This is a genomic window from Luteibacter sp. (assembly GCF_036499525.1).
Lineage (GTDB): Bacteria > Pseudomonadota > Gammaproteobacteria > Xanthomonadales > Rhodanobacteraceae > Luteibacter.
Genome location: NZ_DASYDO010000011.1, coordinates 1 through 15,072, shown reverse-complemented (window position 1 = coordinate 15,072; position 15,072 = coordinate 1). Strand labels below are relative to the sequence as shown.

At 64.0% G+C, this 15,072-nt stretch carries 14 protein-coding genes; 7 read left to right on the top strand and 7 right to left on the bottom strand.

Annotated elements, in window-relative coordinates:
* Positions 1-11: 11 nt before the first annotated feature.
* The 4 genes from VGM71_RS01300 to VGM71_RS01285 all read right to left on the bottom strand — a co-directional run bounded on the left by VGM71_RS01300 (position 12) and on the right by VGM71_RS01285 (position 3,748).
* Complete coding sequence (locus VGM71_RS01300) at positions 12-209, bottom strand: DUF1656 domain-containing protein (protein ID WP_331541955.1); 198 nt, start codon at positions 207-209, stop codon at positions 12-14.
* Complete coding sequence (locus VGM71_RS01295; RefSeq protein ID WP_331541954.1) at positions 199-2,322, bottom strand: FUSC family protein; 2,124 nt, start codon at positions 2,320-2,322, stop codon at positions 199-201. Before VGM71_RS01295 ends, VGM71_RS01300 begins: the two co-directional genes overlap by 11 nt.
* A complete protein-coding gene (locus VGM71_RS01290; RefSeq protein WP_331541952.1) occupies positions 2,319-2,828 on the bottom strand; it encodes a MarR family winged helix-turn-helix transcriptional regulator in 510 nt (169 codons plus the stop codon). Before VGM71_RS01290 ends, VGM71_RS01295 begins: the two co-directional genes overlap by 4 nt.
* A 182-nt stretch (positions 2,829-3,010) precedes the next feature.
* Positions 3,011-3,748 (bottom strand): SDR family oxidoreductase, encoded by a 738-nt coding sequence (locus tag VGM71_RS01285; RefSeq protein WP_414675071.1) that lies wholly within the window; start codon positions 3,746-3,748, stop codon positions 3,011-3,013.
* A gap of 123 nt (positions 3,749-3,871) precedes the next feature.
* On the opposite strand from VGM71_RS01285, the gene VGM71_RS01280 reads away from it, so the two are divergent.
* Entirely contained in the window at positions 3,872-4,783 is a 912-nt protein-coding gene (locus VGM71_RS01280) for a LysR family transcriptional regulator (protein ID WP_331542003.1), read from the top strand.
* Positions 4,784-4,795: 12 nt separating this feature from the next.
* Here the strand turns inward: VGM71_RS01280 and VGM71_RS01275 are convergent, their stop codons facing one another.
* The 3 genes from VGM71_RS01275 to VGM71_RS01265 form a co-directional block, all read right to left on the bottom strand.
* Positions 4,796-7,618: a pitrilysin family protein gene (locus tag VGM71_RS01275; protein WP_331541949.1), complete on the bottom strand. Its 2,823-nt coding sequence runs from the start codon at positions 7,616-7,618 to the stop codon at positions 4,796-4,798.
* A gap of 93 nt (positions 7,619-7,711) precedes the next feature.
* Positions 7,712-8,116 carry a DUF4156 domain-containing protein gene (locus VGM71_RS01270; protein ID WP_331541948.1) on the bottom strand — a complete coding sequence of 135 codons (405 nt, stop codon included), beginning with the start codon at positions 8,114-8,116 and terminating at the stop codon, positions 7,712-7,714.
* Between the two features lie 84 nt (positions 8,117-8,200).
* Positions 8,201-11,080: a pitrilysin family protein gene (locus VGM71_RS01265; protein ID WP_331541947.1), complete on the bottom strand. Its 2,880-nt coding sequence runs from the start codon at positions 11,078-11,080 to the stop codon at positions 8,201-8,203.
* Positions 11,081-11,349: 269 nt separating this feature from the next.
* Between VGM71_RS01265 and VGM71_RS01260 the strand changes: the two genes are divergently transcribed.
* The 6 genes from VGM71_RS01260 to VGM71_RS01235 all read left to right on the top strand — a co-directional run.
* Positions 11,350-11,547 carry a hypothetical protein gene (locus VGM71_RS01260; RefSeq protein WP_331541946.1) on the top strand — a complete coding sequence of 66 codons (198 nt, stop codon included), beginning with the start codon at positions 11,350-11,352 and terminating at the stop codon, positions 11,545-11,547.
* Between the two features lie 7 nt (positions 11,548-11,554).
* Complete coding sequence (locus tag VGM71_RS01255) at positions 11,555-12,022, top strand: tRNA (cytidine(34)-2'-O)-methyltransferase (RefSeq protein ID WP_331541945.1); 468 nt, start codon at positions 11,555-11,557, stop codon at positions 12,020-12,022.
* A gap of 399 nt (positions 12,023-12,421) precedes the next feature.
* A complete protein-coding gene (locus tag VGM71_RS01250; protein ID WP_331541944.1) occupies positions 12,422-13,033 on the top strand; it encodes a PAAR domain-containing protein in 612 nt (203 codons plus the stop codon).
* Positions 13,030-13,935, top strand: a complete 906-nt coding sequence (locus VGM71_RS01245; protein WP_331541942.1) for a DUF6402 family protein — start codon at positions 13,030-13,032, stop codon at positions 13,933-13,935. Before VGM71_RS01250 ends, VGM71_RS01245 begins: the two co-directional genes overlap by 4 nt.
* A 4-nt stretch (positions 13,936-13,939) precedes the next feature.
* Entirely contained in the window at positions 13,940-14,467 is a 528-nt protein-coding gene (locus VGM71_RS01240) for a hypothetical protein (protein ID WP_331541941.1), read from the top strand.
* Between the two features lie 399 nt (positions 14,468-14,866).
* Positions 14,867-15,072, top strand: a 206-nt coding sequence (locus tag VGM71_RS01235; protein WP_414675069.1) for a helix-turn-helix domain-containing protein, incomplete at its 3' end; no start/stop codon positions are given.

The window sequence follows — 15,072 nt, the reverse complement described above, 5'->3', positions numbered from 1 at the left end:
GACGGCATCACTCAGTAAAGGAACAGCGCGAACGCGCCGAAGACACAGACGAAGACCGCAAGGCGGAACAGAGGCGGATGCCAGACCAGGCGGTACAGGCCGAAGCGGCCCGCCAGCCAGTCCAGCAGCCAGAGCGCCAGCAGTGCGAGGACAAAGAGGACGAGCAGTCCCGGGACCAGCGCGTCGCCAAGGGCGATTTCACGGGGCATGGGCGATCTCCTGGGCAAGTCGCGTACCCGGCATGTAGGCGGCGAGGACGGACTCGCCGTCGAGCAGGGCCATGCGGACGAGCCGGAGGTGTTCAAGCAGGTAACGGTGGCCTTCGTGTTCGCAGACGCCGGCAATGGCCGTGGCAACGGCATCGCGCGCCAGCAGGTAGCTCGCCGGATCGGGCCTCTCGTAGAAGCGCGAAAGCGACGACAATGCGTCGTCGAGGTACGGCCTCAGCGTCGACGGCAGGTCGCCCCGCGCCATGTCGTGGCGCAGTTCGATCAGCGCACGGCCGGTTTCGTGAACCGCCAGCGCCCATGCAATCAGCGCGCGCGAATCGGCACTGCCAGGTTCGGTCTGCGCCACCACCTGGCTGAACAGATCGTGGTTGACGCTTTCAAAACGATGGCGAAGACCCGGCAGCGGGGCTTCGGCGGCCAGCGCCACCTGACCGCGCAGACGAGCCATCTGGCGGCGACGCAGCCACGGACTCCCGATGGCCGACGGAATGACGACGAACGACCCTACCGCCGCCATCAGGCCCACGATCTGTGCGATCGCGTCGTTGATGAAATACGCGGGATCGTAGGACTGGAGATTGCGGAAGGCCAGGATATAGACCAGTCCCAGCGCCCAGCCGAGGCCGAGCCCGCCCCAGCGCGGACTTGCCAGCAGGACGACACCGACGAGCAGGAAGGGAAGCACGCCGGCGATCAGGAGGCCATAGCCATCGAGCTGGGTGAGCACGAAGAAGTTGCAGACGAAGCCGAGCAACATGCCGATCAGGTAACCGTAGGTCACATCCCAGGTCACCCGTGTCGGGTTCGGCGTCACGGCGAACAGGCCGGCGAAGATCGTCGCGATCAGCATGGCGCTGGATCCCAGGGGCCACGCGCTGGCGATCCAGAACGTGCCGAGGACGAGCATGGTCAGCGTCGTGCGCAGTGTGGCGATACCGGCGCCGAGATAGTCGTTACCGCGGTCGAAGCGCACGCGCTCCACCGACGCGTTGACGATGCGGGGCGTCAGCAAGCTCGTGGCCGCGTCGACATAGTCGTATAACTCGCCGGCGAAGCGCTGCAGAAGCGAAGCGCCGGTGTCGACGTCTCGCAGGTCCTCGTCGGCGAGACCGGCGCGGGCGGCCTCGGTATTCGTGCGCATGCGCTCGCGCGCGGCGAGCAGGCGCGTCAGGAGGATGCGCGCGCCCTCGCCCGCTTCGAGCGGCCCATCCAGTGCCTCGCCGAGGGGAACATATAGATGGATGAGGGTATTCGCAGCCAGATCGCGACGCGCGCGCTTGAGCCGGTTGATCAGATGATGCAGGGACTGGAAGCTGGTCGACGCCGCCATGAAGCGCTGGTTGAACAGACGCAGGTGGTTGCTGCGCGCACGGGTCTCCACGTCTTCGAAGATGACCGAGCTGCGTAGATCCTCGAGGGTCACCGCGGCGCGGACGAAGCGCAGATGCGCCTTCTCCATGGCATCGCGCGGGATCGCGCCGCCCATGCTGCCGCGCACGAACCCGAGGAAATCGCTGAACTGGGAGCGCGCGCTGCGGCGCAGGACATCGCGCATGCGGCTGGGGAACACGATGTCGCTGATGGCGCCACTGACCAGGATGCCGAGCATCACCTCGCTGAAGCGGGCGACGGCGGAGTCGAACACGCCCGGCGGATGGTCGATGACGGGTATCGCGATGATGGCGGCCGTATAGCCGGCAAGCACGAAGGCATAGGCCTTGAAATTGCGATAGAGGGTGGCGCCGCCGGCGCAGAGCCCGAGCCACAGCGACAACGCGACGAGGAAGAGATCGCGCTGCTGTGGGAAGGCGGCGACGATGCCGATCCCAGCCGTCGCCCCGGCGACGGTGCCGATAGCACGATAGAAACTCTTTGCCAGCACCATGCCCGTCTGGCGGTTCGCCACGATGATCGTGGTGATCATCGCCGTGGACGGCGACGGCAGGTCCAGGCGCATGGCGATCCAGCCGGTGAGGAAGAGCGCGACCAGCGTTTTGGTCGCGAACAGCCACACCGAGGCTTCCTCGCGCAGCGTTTCGACGACGAGTTGCCGGGTGACGGGAACATTGCCTGAAAGATCGGAGCCGGTCATGAAGCGCGCCCGCCTATTCCCCCGAACCCGGCCAGCATCTTCTTGAGCAGGAGCTCGAGTTGTTCTTGCTCGTTCTTCGCGAGATTACGCGTCTGCCGGTGAAGCAACGTGACGATGTCCGGCAGGAAGTCCGCGATCGCGGCAAGGCCCTCCGGTGTAAGCGTGAGGGTGACCTTGCGCCGGTCTTCCTCGCTGCCCGAGCGAACGATGTAGCCCTTCTCGCAAAGCTGGGTGGTGAGCCGGGTGACGTTGGCGGATTTTTCTCCCGCGGCGTCGGCCAGTTCCGACGGGTGCATGCGGTTGTCCGGCGACCCGTACAGCATCATGAGGATGTTGTATTCGGGATGGTTGAGACCGTAAGCGCGCAGCTTCCCGTTCGCCTCGTCGTGGATCTCTTTGAAGAGGTGCTTGATCAGGCGCACCAGCACCGCCGGCTCCCGCGGAAAGGCGGGATATTTGGCCCGGGTGACGTCCAGGCGAGCCTCGGTGGGGGCGAAATCGCGCATCGGGAAGGTCCTGACTTGGTTACCTCAGAAGTATATAGTTCATTTGTGTATATTCAACAGAGGTAACTCTTGGTGCGTCTTCAGGCCTCGGTCGCCAGCAGGTCGATAGGCCGAAGCCGCTCGACGCACCGGTGATGAGGATGATCTGCTTCATGACGTCTCTCCGGTCGAAGGTGTGGGGTTCAGACGATGCCGCCGTTGGCGCGCAGGACCTGGCCATTGATCCAGGCACCGTCGGGGCCAGCGAGGAAGGCGACCGCGGCGGCGATGTCGTCGGGCGTTCCCAGACGCTCGAGCGGCGCAAGCTTCGCAAGGCGGTCGATCAGTTCTGCCGACTTGCCATCGAGGAAGAGATCCGTTGCCGTCGGGCCCGGCGCGATGGCGTTCACGGTGATCCCGCGGCCACGCAACTCCCGGGCGAGGATCATCGTGGTCGCTTCGATCGCGGCCTTGGTGGCGGCATACGGCGCATAGGTGGGTTGCAACAGGCCGACCACGCTTGAGGAGAAGTTGACGATGCGGCCGCCGCTGCGCAGGCGCTTGGCCGCTTCGCGCATCGTGTTGTAGCTGCCCTTCACGTTGACGTCGAAAAGGCGGTCGAAGTCCTCGTCCTTAAGGTCGGCGACGGTGGACAGGGCCATGACGCCAGCATTGTTCACGAGCACGTCGACGCCGCCATAAACCTCTTCGGTGGTATCGAACATGCGGCGGACATCGGCCGCCTTGGAAACGTCGGCCTGCGCGGTGATCGCCTTGCCGCCGGCTTCCTCGATGTCGCCGACGACGTTCTCGGCGGCCTGGGCACCCCCCGCGTAATTCACTACCACGGTGAAGCCGTCGCGGGCGAGGCGCCGGGCCACGGCGGCACCGATACCGCGCGAGGCACCCGTGACGATGGCGATCCTGGTCTGGGTATTCACGTTCATGTCGTTTCTCCGGCACCGGCTTGATTGCCAGGCGAGAACAGCATGCGCGTTGTCGGTGTCCGGATAATCGCTCAATATCCAGCTTCACTATTCCGCCACGTGGAACAAACTATGGCCTTGGACAGGTTCGAAACCATGCGGCTGTTCGTCCGGATCGTAGAACGGCGCAGCTTCACCCTGGCAGCGAACGACCTCGACCTGCCGCGCTCCACCGCGACGCAGGCCATCAAGCGGCTGGAAGCCCGGCTGGGTGTGCGCCTGCTCCAGCGAACCACGCGCCAGGTCAGCCCGACACTCGACGGCGAGGCCTACCATCGCCGCTGCATCGCCATCCTGGCGGATATCGAGGATGCGGAAGCCGCGTTCGTGGATGCGCGACCTACAGGCTTGCTCCGCGTGGACATGCACGGCACGCTGGCGCGCACATTCGTCCTTCCCGCCCTCCCCGATTTCCTGGCGCGATACCCGGGCCTGCGCGTGCACATCGGCGAAGGCGATCGCTGGGTGGACCTGGTGCGCGAAGGCGTGGACTGCGTGCTGCGGGTGGGCGACCTCCACGACAGCAGCATGGTGGGCCGGCGTCTGGCCGTGCTGGAGGAGGTGACCTGCGCCAGCCCGGATTACCTGGCGAGGCATGGCATGCCGCAGTCGTTGGCGGAACTCGAGGGCCACGTCGCCATCGGCTTCCTGTCGACGGCGACCGGCAGCACCTTGCCCATGGAATTCATCGAAGGTGGTCAACTGCGCCATGTCACGTTGCCGTCGGTGGTGACCGTGGCGGGCGCGGAAACCAATACGGCGCTCGTACGCCTTGGCCTCGGGCTCACCCAGCTGCCTCGCTACCACGTGGCGGCCGACCTCGCCGCCGGCACGCTGGTCGAGGTGTTGCCCGACTTACCGCCGAGACCGTTGCCGGTCTCCCTGCTCTACCCGCATAGCCGCCAGCTGTCGCCGCGCGTGCGGGTCTTCATCGACTGGCTCACCGAGGCGTTCAAAGCCCGGGCGGGCGAAGGCGTCAGGATGTCCTGACGCCATTCCATGTCATTCGATGACTCGACCTTCCACGTCGAGGATGCGCAGGCCCGGAAACTGCTGTCGCAGCGGGCCTTCGATATGTTTCCGGTCACCGACGATCACCCATGTCCTCCGACTCGTTTGCAACACATCCTTCAGGGCCTGGTTGACGTCCCGGGCGGCCGTCTGGCGGAGTGTTTCCGGGAGGGTTTGCAGGAAGTCGTCGCTTCGCCCGAACGTGACGTCGTCTGCGATCTGGAGCAGGACGGACCTGCCTCTCTCGAGTCCTCCAGCGAGGGAGCGTGCGACCCCCATCGTGTGCTGGCGCACCTCGGTATCCGTGAGAGGCGATTGCCCATCGACGAGCACGGCTATCTCCCGACGAACTTCCCCAATGGCGTCGCCCGTGCGATCCGCCTGTACCGGCATATCGATGATCAGCGGCCTGGGCCCTTGTTGCCTGACCAGATTCGCCAGTACGCCATAGGTCCATCCTTTCGCATCGCGCAGATTGGCATCCAGCCGCGAACCGGAGCCTGAGGCGAAAGCCATGTTGGCTAATTCGAATGAAAGGGTGTTCGAAGCGCGCGGCGCCAGCAGGCCAAGAAGGATATGCGACTGTAGCGATTGTGGACGGTCCACGAGGTAAGCAACCTCCCCCGGCGTGGCCTCGGCCAATTCGAAGGACGGTAACGCCATGGGCTTGCCGGGGGCTTTCCAATCGCCGATCGCGATCTTCAGCGCAGCGAGCGCGGTTTCCTTCGATTCATCCCCCACCACGATCACGCGAAGGTTGTCGGGACGAAGAATGTCATCGCGAAAGCTCAGCAGGTCCCTTGTGTCCACGCCGATCGATTCATGCATGCCGGGCCCGTGGACCGCGCCGGTATAGGGGTGATTTTCGTCGATGTGCAAGCGGGCCATGATTCCTGCCGCGAGCTCGTAGGAGTCCGCTTGCCTGGCACTGGCGATTGCCAGGTGCTGTCGGCGAACCCGCTCGATGTCACCGGGACGAAAAGCCGCATGCCGTAGTGCCTCGGCCACGAGAGCCACGCCGTCCGTCAGCCGACCGCGCGGCACCTTGAGGTCGAGGTAGCAGGTATCGGCATCGCAATCACTGCTTAGTTTGGCCCCCAACCGGTCGATCTGCCGTGCGAACTCCGGCGCGCTTGCCCTGGATGTACCCTGCAGGACCATCGACATCACGAAGTCCGCCATGCCCGGAGGATGATCGCTCCTGGTTCCTCCGCCGAACTGGAAACGCACGTCGGTAAGCGCGGCGCCCTCGCGCCTGGCCAGGACGAGTTCCGCGCCGTTCGCCAGCCGTCCGCGTTCCAGCACCGGAAACGACAGCTTCGGAAATCCGCCGCCGACGGCGGGAATAAGGTTCCTGTCGATGCTCCACCCCTCCGTCGCCGTCAAGTGGCGCGTGGACATGATTTCCGTCGAAGGCTTACCCGCAGCGGGCCCCCGCCCGGCGTCGGAAGCGTCTTCCGCCTCAGCGTCGAACCCATCCGGTGCGGGCATCACGGTCAGGGTGTATCCGGGCCGGCCCAACCAGGTCGACGCCACCTCGCGTAGATGGGCAGCCGCGGTGGTCCCCAGGCGTTCGCGAAATCCCCATTCCGCCTCGGGATCGCCATGCCTGACCTGGCCCAGCGCCATCGCTTGCACCACGCCGGACATCGTTTCAGTGGAAGCGAGGAAGTCGGCTTCCTCGCGCGTCCGGGCCAGGATCAGCTCGTCCTCGCTCGGCCCTTGCGTGATGAATGTCGCGAGTTCGCCGTCGATCGCGGATTCGACGGCGGCAAGGTCGGCACCCTCAGCGACATCCACGGTAATGACGAACGCACTGGCGAGCGCCCGGCTCGACAGCGTCACGCCCACGTCGGTGGCAAGACCGTCCGTTATCACCAGCCGGCGATGAAGCCGCGAACTTTCGCCGTGGCCGAGGATGGTCGCGCTGAGCCGGAGCGGCGCCACCGCCGCCGAGCCAGACTGGGGAACCGGCCATGCTTTCACGATACGCCGGTGCGCAAACTTGTCGTGCATGACTCCGCGCGAGGACACGGCAAGCGGAACGACCCATGGTTGTTGGCGCTCCTGGTCCGGGCCTGGGGCGATATCGGCAAAGTAAGCCATGGCTTTCTCGCGAGCGACCTCGGGTGTGATATCGCCCGCCATGATCACGGTGGCGTTGGCAGCACCATGGTGCTGGTGGAACCATGACCGGACACGCTCCAGCGAAACCTTTTCGAGATCGCCGGGCAGGCCATACCCATCGCGATGATAGGGATGATTGGCAGGAAAGATATGCCGAAGGAAATTGGCCTGGGACCTGCCGCTCGGACTCTCCAGCATGTCGCGGCGTTCGTTGAGCACGACGCCGCGTTGCGTTCGCAGCCTTGCCTCGTCGAGTGCTCCCGTGAGATGGCCCATGCGATCGGACTCCAGCCACAAGACCTTGTCGAGAGCTTCCGTCGGCACTGTTTCGGAGTAGATCATCTCGTCGAAATCAGTCGCACCCTGAATATCGGTGCCACCGATTGCCTGAATCGTTTCGAGATGCGGGGCATCATGATGTTCAGATCCGTAGAACATGAGGTGTTCGGACAGATGCGCGAGGCCGGATTCACCGGCCGGATCATCCGCGGAACCGGTCCCGTACCAGACGCCTACCGAGACGATCGGGGCCTTGTGATCTTCGTGAACGAGAACGGTGAGTCCGTTGGGCAAGCGCAGCCGCTTATAGGCGACTCCGCCTGCCACGGAGCTACCGGCACAGGCCGCCGTGAGCGAAGCGAATAACACGAACCTCGCCAGGTGCCTGGTAACGATGGATATTTTCATGCCGCTCCTTCCATGCTGATGAAACATGGAAGTTAGAAGCCGGCACTGGAATGCCGTAGCGGCGTCCGACCCCATGAGGGGTCGGAAAATCACTTAGTTCTTGAGGGGAACGGTTTCGAAGCCGCCTTGCGGGGTGGTGTTCGACGGCGGCGGCGGGTTGTTGCCGCGCGCGGGAGCCACGGTGCGGCTACCGCACGTGTAGGCGCCCCATTCCTGCGAACCTTCGCTAGGCTCGCCTAGCGGCTTTACCGTATCCGCGCCCATCTTCGCGGCCTCGTTGCGCGCCATCACTTCCAGTTCGTCGCGGACCTTGAGATCGTTGCGGTCCACCGGACCGACGCGACTGGTCACCGAGACGGTGACCTTGCCTTGCTCGCGGCAGCTGCCGACATCGCCGTTCCAGGCGGTGCGCACGTTGCGCGCGCCGTCGTCGAGCTTGATACCCCAGTCGCAACCCGAGAGTGCGAGCGGAAGGATGAGGAGAAGGATCTTGCGCATGGGTAACTCCGGGGGAACGATCGGGGTCTATGCTAGCCGGATGGACGTGGAGGCGCGATCTATCGATCGCACCTCCACCCGTACTCACTTCCCGGCGCCGGCCTTCGCCGGCTTCACGTGCGCCGGTTTCGCCGGATTGCCGTCGGCGTCCACGACGTGCACCTCGCCGAGGTTCAACGCCCGGATGGGCGCTTCGATCTCGCGCAGATTGCCCACGATCACCCATGTGAGCGCGTCCGGATGGATGACCTCGGACAGCGCGCCCTCGGCGGCCTTGCGATCGATGCCTTCGATACGCGACTTCAACGTCTGCACGTAGTCGTCAGGCCGGTCGTACACGACGATACCGGTCATGGCGCCGAGCACGGCGCCCGTCGTCTCGAAGCTGCCCGGCAACGCACGGATGCGCTGGGCACGGATCTTCGCGATTTCGTCGTCCGTCAGCGGCTTCGTTCCGACGACGGCATTGGCCTCCTTGAGGATTTCCGCTGCGGATTCGGCCGTCTTGTCGGTCTGCACCGGGGCGTAGATGAGCATCGGCCGCTGACCCTGCGCATCCGACAGCATGCTGCCGGCACCGTAGGCCCAACGCTTCTCCTCACGCAGGTTCATGTTCAGGCGCGAGGTGAAGGTGCCGCCGAATGCACCGTTGGCAATGCCCAGGTCGAGGGCGTTCTTCGCCTTGGTCGACGGCGCGATCAGGCCCGCGAGGATCAGCGACTGCGGCGCGTCGGTGCGGTTGATGAGGAACACGCGCGGCTTGGCCTGGATGGCCACCTTGCCGATGTTTTTCTTCGGCACCGGCGTGGCCGGCGGCGTCCAGTCGCCGAACACCGCGTCGAGCTGCGGCAGGATCTTCGCCAGCGTGGTGTCGCCGGCGACGAGGATGCGCATGTTGTCCGGACGCAGGTAATCGCGCTGGAACGCCTTGAGATCGTCGGCCTTCAGCGACGCGATGGCCTTTTCAGTGCCGCTGCCGGTGAACGGAATGCCATAGGCATGGTGGCGGCCATAGAGCAACGGCGGAAGCGTGCGCAGCGCCAGGCCCGTGGGTTCGGTCTTTTCCTGCGCGATGCCGGCCAGCCACTGGCCGCGAATCCGTTCGATGTCTTCCGGCTTGAAGGCGGGATTCCGCACGATGTCGGCGAAGAGATCCAATGAGGGCTTCAGTTCCGCGTTGAGCGCATTGAGCCCGACCGCGCAGGTGTCCAGCGAGCAGTTCGCGCTGACGAAGGCGCCGAGGCGCTCCTTGCGCCGCGCCACCTCGACGGAATCGAGGGACGTCGTGCTTTCCTCGAGCAGCGTGGACGTGAAGCTGGCGGTGCCCAGCTTGCCGCCCTGGTCGGCGGCGTAGCCCGCGTCGAACAGCAACTGCACCTGAGTCACCGGTACCGTATGACGCTCGGCCAGGACGACTTCCACACCGTTCTTCAGCTTGCCCCGCTGCAACGCGGGGAAGACGAGGTCGGGGAAGCTGTCGACCGAGGGCACGCCCGTGGAGCGGTCCACGTCGGACTTGGTGACCGAGTAATTGCCCGGCCTGGGCAGGCGTGGCGTCGGCTTCTTCCCGGAAAGACCGAGACCTGCGACGGCCTTGTCCTCCGCGGCGGGATCGAAACCCGGACCGGCGGGAAGTACGGTGAGCGTGTAATCGCCCTTGGCCAGCCAGGTCTTCGATGCGGTCAGCACCGAGGCCACGGTCGCGTCCTGAGCGCGGGCAAGATCCTTCTTGTAGGCGCCGGGATCGTTCCGGTACACCTGCCCCGCGGCGAGGATCGCGGCCTTGCCCGAGCCGCCCACTTTCTCCAGTCCACGGATGAAACCTGCGCTGTTGACGACCTTGGCGCGCGCCAGTTCGTCGTCGGTCGGGCCCTTGGCGAGGAAATCCTTCCACACATCGGCGATGGCGGCTTCGACCTTCGCGGGGTCCACGCCGTTCTTTACATCGACGCTGAGCTGCACCTGGCTGGCGAGCGCGAACGGCGCGATGCCGATGCTCACGTCGTCGGCGAGCTTGTCCTGGTAGACCAGACGCTGGTAGAGGCGCGACGTCTTGCCGCCGCCGAGTACGGTGGTGGCAAGGTCCAGCTGGATGGCGTCGTCGCTGCCCAGCTGCGGTACGACCCAGGTGCGCACGATGCGGACCTGCGCGACCTGGTCGTGCTGCGTACCGCGCGTGGAGGTCTGCAGCGGCGTGACCCACGGTTGCTGGCGCGGCACCGGGGGGCCGGCGGGAATGTCGCCGAAGTATTTCTCGGCCTTCGCCTTCGCCTGCGCCGCGGTGATGTCGCCGGCAAGCACGAGCGTGGTGTTCGCGGCGCCGTAGTAGTCGTGGAACCATCCCTTGACGTCGGCGAGTGAGGCCGCGTCAAGGTCGGCCATCGAACCGATGGTGTCGTGGTGGTAGGGATGGTCGGCGGGATAGGTGTTCAGCAGGATGTTCTCGTCCACGCGGCCATACGGACGGTTCTCGTCCTGGCGTTTCTCGTTCTGCACCACGCCGCGCTGCGTGTCGAGTTCCTTCTGGCCGATGGCGCCCAGCAGGTGGCCCATGCGGTCCGACTCCATCCACAAGGCCATGTCGAGCGCCGTGGTCGGTACGGTCTCGAAATAATTCGTGCGGTCGAACCACGTCGTGCCGTTCATGTCGGTGGCGCCGGCGAGCTCGAAGGGCTGGAAGTAGGTGCCCTTGCGGTTCTCCGATCCCGAGAACATCAGGTGTTCGAAAAGGTGGGCGAAGCCGGTCTTCCCCGCGGGCTCGTCGGCAGAGCCGACGTGGTACCAGATGCTTACCGCCACCACGGGTGCCTTGTGGTCCTCGTGGACCACAACGGTGAGCCCATTGGGCAGCTGGAAGCGGGAATAAGGGATGTCCGGAATGGCATCGGACGAAGCGGGGGCGGCGGACGCGGCACCGACCAGGGACAGCAATCCCGCGGCGAGCAGGGCTTGACGTTTCTTCATGTACGGCTCCTCAGGGCCTTCGTGGCCTCGACTCTCCGGTGAGGCTAGCCCGCGCCGTCCTTCCGACGCAATCGCTCGCCCGTTCCGGACACGGACGCTGTCCGCTGACAGGCGGTCAGTGTCCGCGGACAACCGACCCTGCGAGACCGACCTGACAAACTTCATGCGAATCAGCTGATTGCGTGTTCTTAAAGACTGGCACGGCGTTTGCGTTACCAGTCATGCCAAGCCGGTTGGCCTTTCCACCCGGCACCCACCTGGAGAACACCATGAAACACGAACTCCTGATGCTGCGCAGCCTGCTGGTGGCCTCGCTGCTGGTCTGCGGGCTGATCCTCGGCAACATGCTCACCTACGCCGGCGAACCCATCCAGCTTGCCAACCTGGGCGCCGCCCGCACCACAGTCACCGCCACGGTTTGCACCCTGCCCCCGGACGGCGTCGTCTGCCCCTTCTCGGCCTCATAATGGGCGCATGCCCCACGTCATCCTGTTCCGACCTGAGATTCCGCCCAATACGGGCAACGTAATCCGCCTTTGCGCCAATACCGGCGCGGCTTTGCACCTCGTGCGACCGCTTGGATTCGAGCTGGACGACACCCGCCTGCGCCGCGCCGGACTGGATTACCACGAGTTCGCCCGCGTCGCCGTCCATGACGACCTGGACGCCTGCCTCGCCGCCATCGGCCATCCGCGCGTCTTCGCCTTCTCGACCCGGGGCCGGCGCCTGCATACCGACGTGGCATTCGAAGAAAACGACGCGCTGCTCTTCGGTTGCGAAACCGCCGGCCTGCCCGGCGACGTGATCGACGGCCTTCCCGAGGACCGGCGCATCCGCCTGCCCATGCGTCCGGGGAATCGCAGCCTCAACCTCTCCAACGCCGTGGCGGTCGCGGTGTTCGAGGCCTGGCGGCAGGCGGGATTCGACGGCGCGGCCAGCTGATCCGGAGAGCGTCATCCGCCAGCGTTACCCAAGGGACCACGATGGTTCCTCGCGGCTACTCCGCCGAAGCTACCGACTCTCAGAGTTCTACGGTCACACAGGCGTGCGCCTGCGCCGCGCACTCCAATCCCAGCCGCATCAGCATGTCGATGCTTTCAAGCGAATGCGCCATCTTCTGGCCCTTCACTCTCACGGTTTCACCGGCGACCCGCCCGGGCGCCGAATCGTTCGGTTTCAGAAATGGATGTTCGCCCGTTCTTCAGATTCATCGTAGTTCTGTAGGCCAACGCGTCGAAACTTGTCGGATCTTTCAGAATCCTCCCAAAGACATACCCCCCGCTATCGCCCTATCGTCTCGTCCTCGCGGCGCGCACGTCGCACGCATGTGGAGGATGACTCATGTATCAGCGCTATACCTGCCGTGAAGGCGACAAGACGACGAACGGTGGAACGATCAGGCGCGGCGAAGGTCCCCGCATGGTCGTTGACGATGTGCCGGCGGCGGTCGAAGGCGATCCCGTTGCCTGTCCGGCGTGCGGAACCATCGGGCGCATCGTCTGCGTCGGTCCTCGCTCCGGTTCGTTTCTTGTCAGGGGGCGCCAACTGGCCCTGTCCGACGACGAGTGTGCCTGTCTGTGTTCACCGCGGCCCCGACTGATTGCCAGCCAGGATAGGCATGCGAACGTCTGCGGGCCAGCGCCGGGCCGGATGGATCCAGCTCGCCTGGATGCGGTCCTCTCGACCGCATCCTTCGAAAACCAGGCATCGAGAAGCACGCACCGCGCGCCGACGGCGTTGTCCTCGCTGGATCGGTCGTTTCACCTGATCCTGCAAACCTGCGATGCCGGCGGCCGCCCTCATGCCGATCTTCGCTACCGCAAGTGTTCGGCCACCATGCCCGAGACACAGGGCGAAACGACGGCCGGCGGCGCTACCCGACAGCTCGTCCAGATGGCGTCGGGAACAGCCCGTGCCGCATTTGGTATTCCGTCCATGGAGGTGACACCGTGAGCCTGATCGATTTCTCCCGCGCGTCCGATGGCCTGGGCCCCGACACGATGATCACCCCGGAGCATATGGAGCTGCGCCTGAAGCCCATCAGCGACCCGGAGCCCACGAAGGTCGTCATTCCGACGATGCACATCCGGGAGATCCCCGGGGCGATGCGGCGCATGAGTTGGGATGTGTCGGCGGCGCTGATGGAGCGGTGGTTCGAGGCGCCTGCCTGGACGATGCCGAAGGAGTGGAAGAAGAAAGAAACCCAGCCTGAACCCAAAGACATCCCAGTCGATCATCTGAATACATCAATCGTAAGCATGGACTGGGCGCGGTCGTTCCATCGGTGTCATAAGGCCATGGAATTGCTGCGCCAGGACATGTCCAATCCGGCGGCGATTGACTTGCTTCAAGAGAGAGTCGGAGCACTGGACTGGGCTGGTAGGAACTCTGTGGAATTCGGACATCGGAATATGGGCGCCATCGAACTAGACCAAAGATGTCAGGTGAACAGCCGGGGTTTCGGTGAGCTTTACGACACCCTGGACGACATGTACGGGGCACTTGGTGCGGCCACGCTGAAAGTGGCCTTGATCGGTGAAGCAGTACGCAACGAATGGACAGATCGGACGGCACTGCACGTGACGCACGCTGGTTTTTATCTTCGCGACAACTACGATTTCAATGGATTCCAGTTCCTCGGCACCTGGACACATGGCGGTGTCCTTACCAAGGCGCACATGGTCATGAACACGATGCTCGACAGCATGGTGTTTCAATGGCACGGCGAGCCCATCGGCAATGTCTTCAATCACGACTTCAATGCGTTCCGTCAAGCAAGCGGCCGCGGTGGCGACTTCGTGATCTATTCCGACGTCCACTGGGAAGCCATCGATTTCTGGATCGACCTGGGCTGAATGCATGCGGACCACCCTTGTCGCGTTCTTCACCCTTGTCGCCGTCCTGCTTTATGTCGCCTCCAACTGGTGGGAGAAGGCATGGGGTACTTATGACTTCTCGGAAACGAGTCCCGATGGCTGCATACGCGTGGACACTTTCGATCCGTTCTGGATACTCCCATCGCCGTTTCATGGACTACCCCATCCCGATCCGCAGGCGTCGACACGTTGGGGGGCATTATGGGAGGCTCCCGTATTCCGCCGCGCCTATGAGGCCAGCACCGGGACATTCCTGGGTGAGACCATCGTCTATGACCCGCCCTCAGCCTTCGATGGATACAACTGGGGGGATGAACGCTCCATCGGTCATCGTGTCATCAGAGTCAACGGGTTTCCTCTGGCCAAGACAGATCGCTGCGCGGACGAAGCTACCTTGAAGCGACTGAGCGAGTACTACAAAAGCAAGCGGGAAGAGCAAAGACTCTGGTGGGAGAAGCTCAAACCTGAGTTAGACAGGCGCGAAAGAGAGGCCGCTCAAAAATCCACATGAGGTAATAACAGTACGGCGAGCCTATCGGTAACGCCCTCGATAACGATTCGGACATTCATCGAATCCGGCTCGTTCGCGCGGGAGCTATCCGAGTAATTTCATTGCCACACGATACATAGAGAAAGCGTTGACGTAATCCCATGGCGATTTCGATCAACGCGGTATGTGTATGTCCATCACAACGGACTAATGTGCGCTAGTCAACGACGCATCGCACGCAACGTACTCCCAGCATCCACCTGGACGATGCGCCCCTTGGCGAACGCCATTGAAAGGGAGTTCATCATGAAAATCCGTCAGACAATCCAGATGATCTTGGGCATCGTCATCATCGCCTGTGCGTACATGGCGGCTTAGACTCAAATTCCAAGTGCAACGCCCCCACCTACAGGCGTTGCCATGCCAAGAACCTACCATCACCTTTGTGCTGAAGAGCGTGCCCTGATCATGATCGAGCGGCAGAACGGAAGCAGCCTGCGTCACATCGCGGCTCGCCTCGGCCGCTCGCCTTCGACGATAAGCCGTGAGGTCCGTCGCATTGTGCAGAACGCCCCTTACGACGCGGCCCGGGCGGCAAGAAGCTATCGCGATCGTCGGCGCCACAG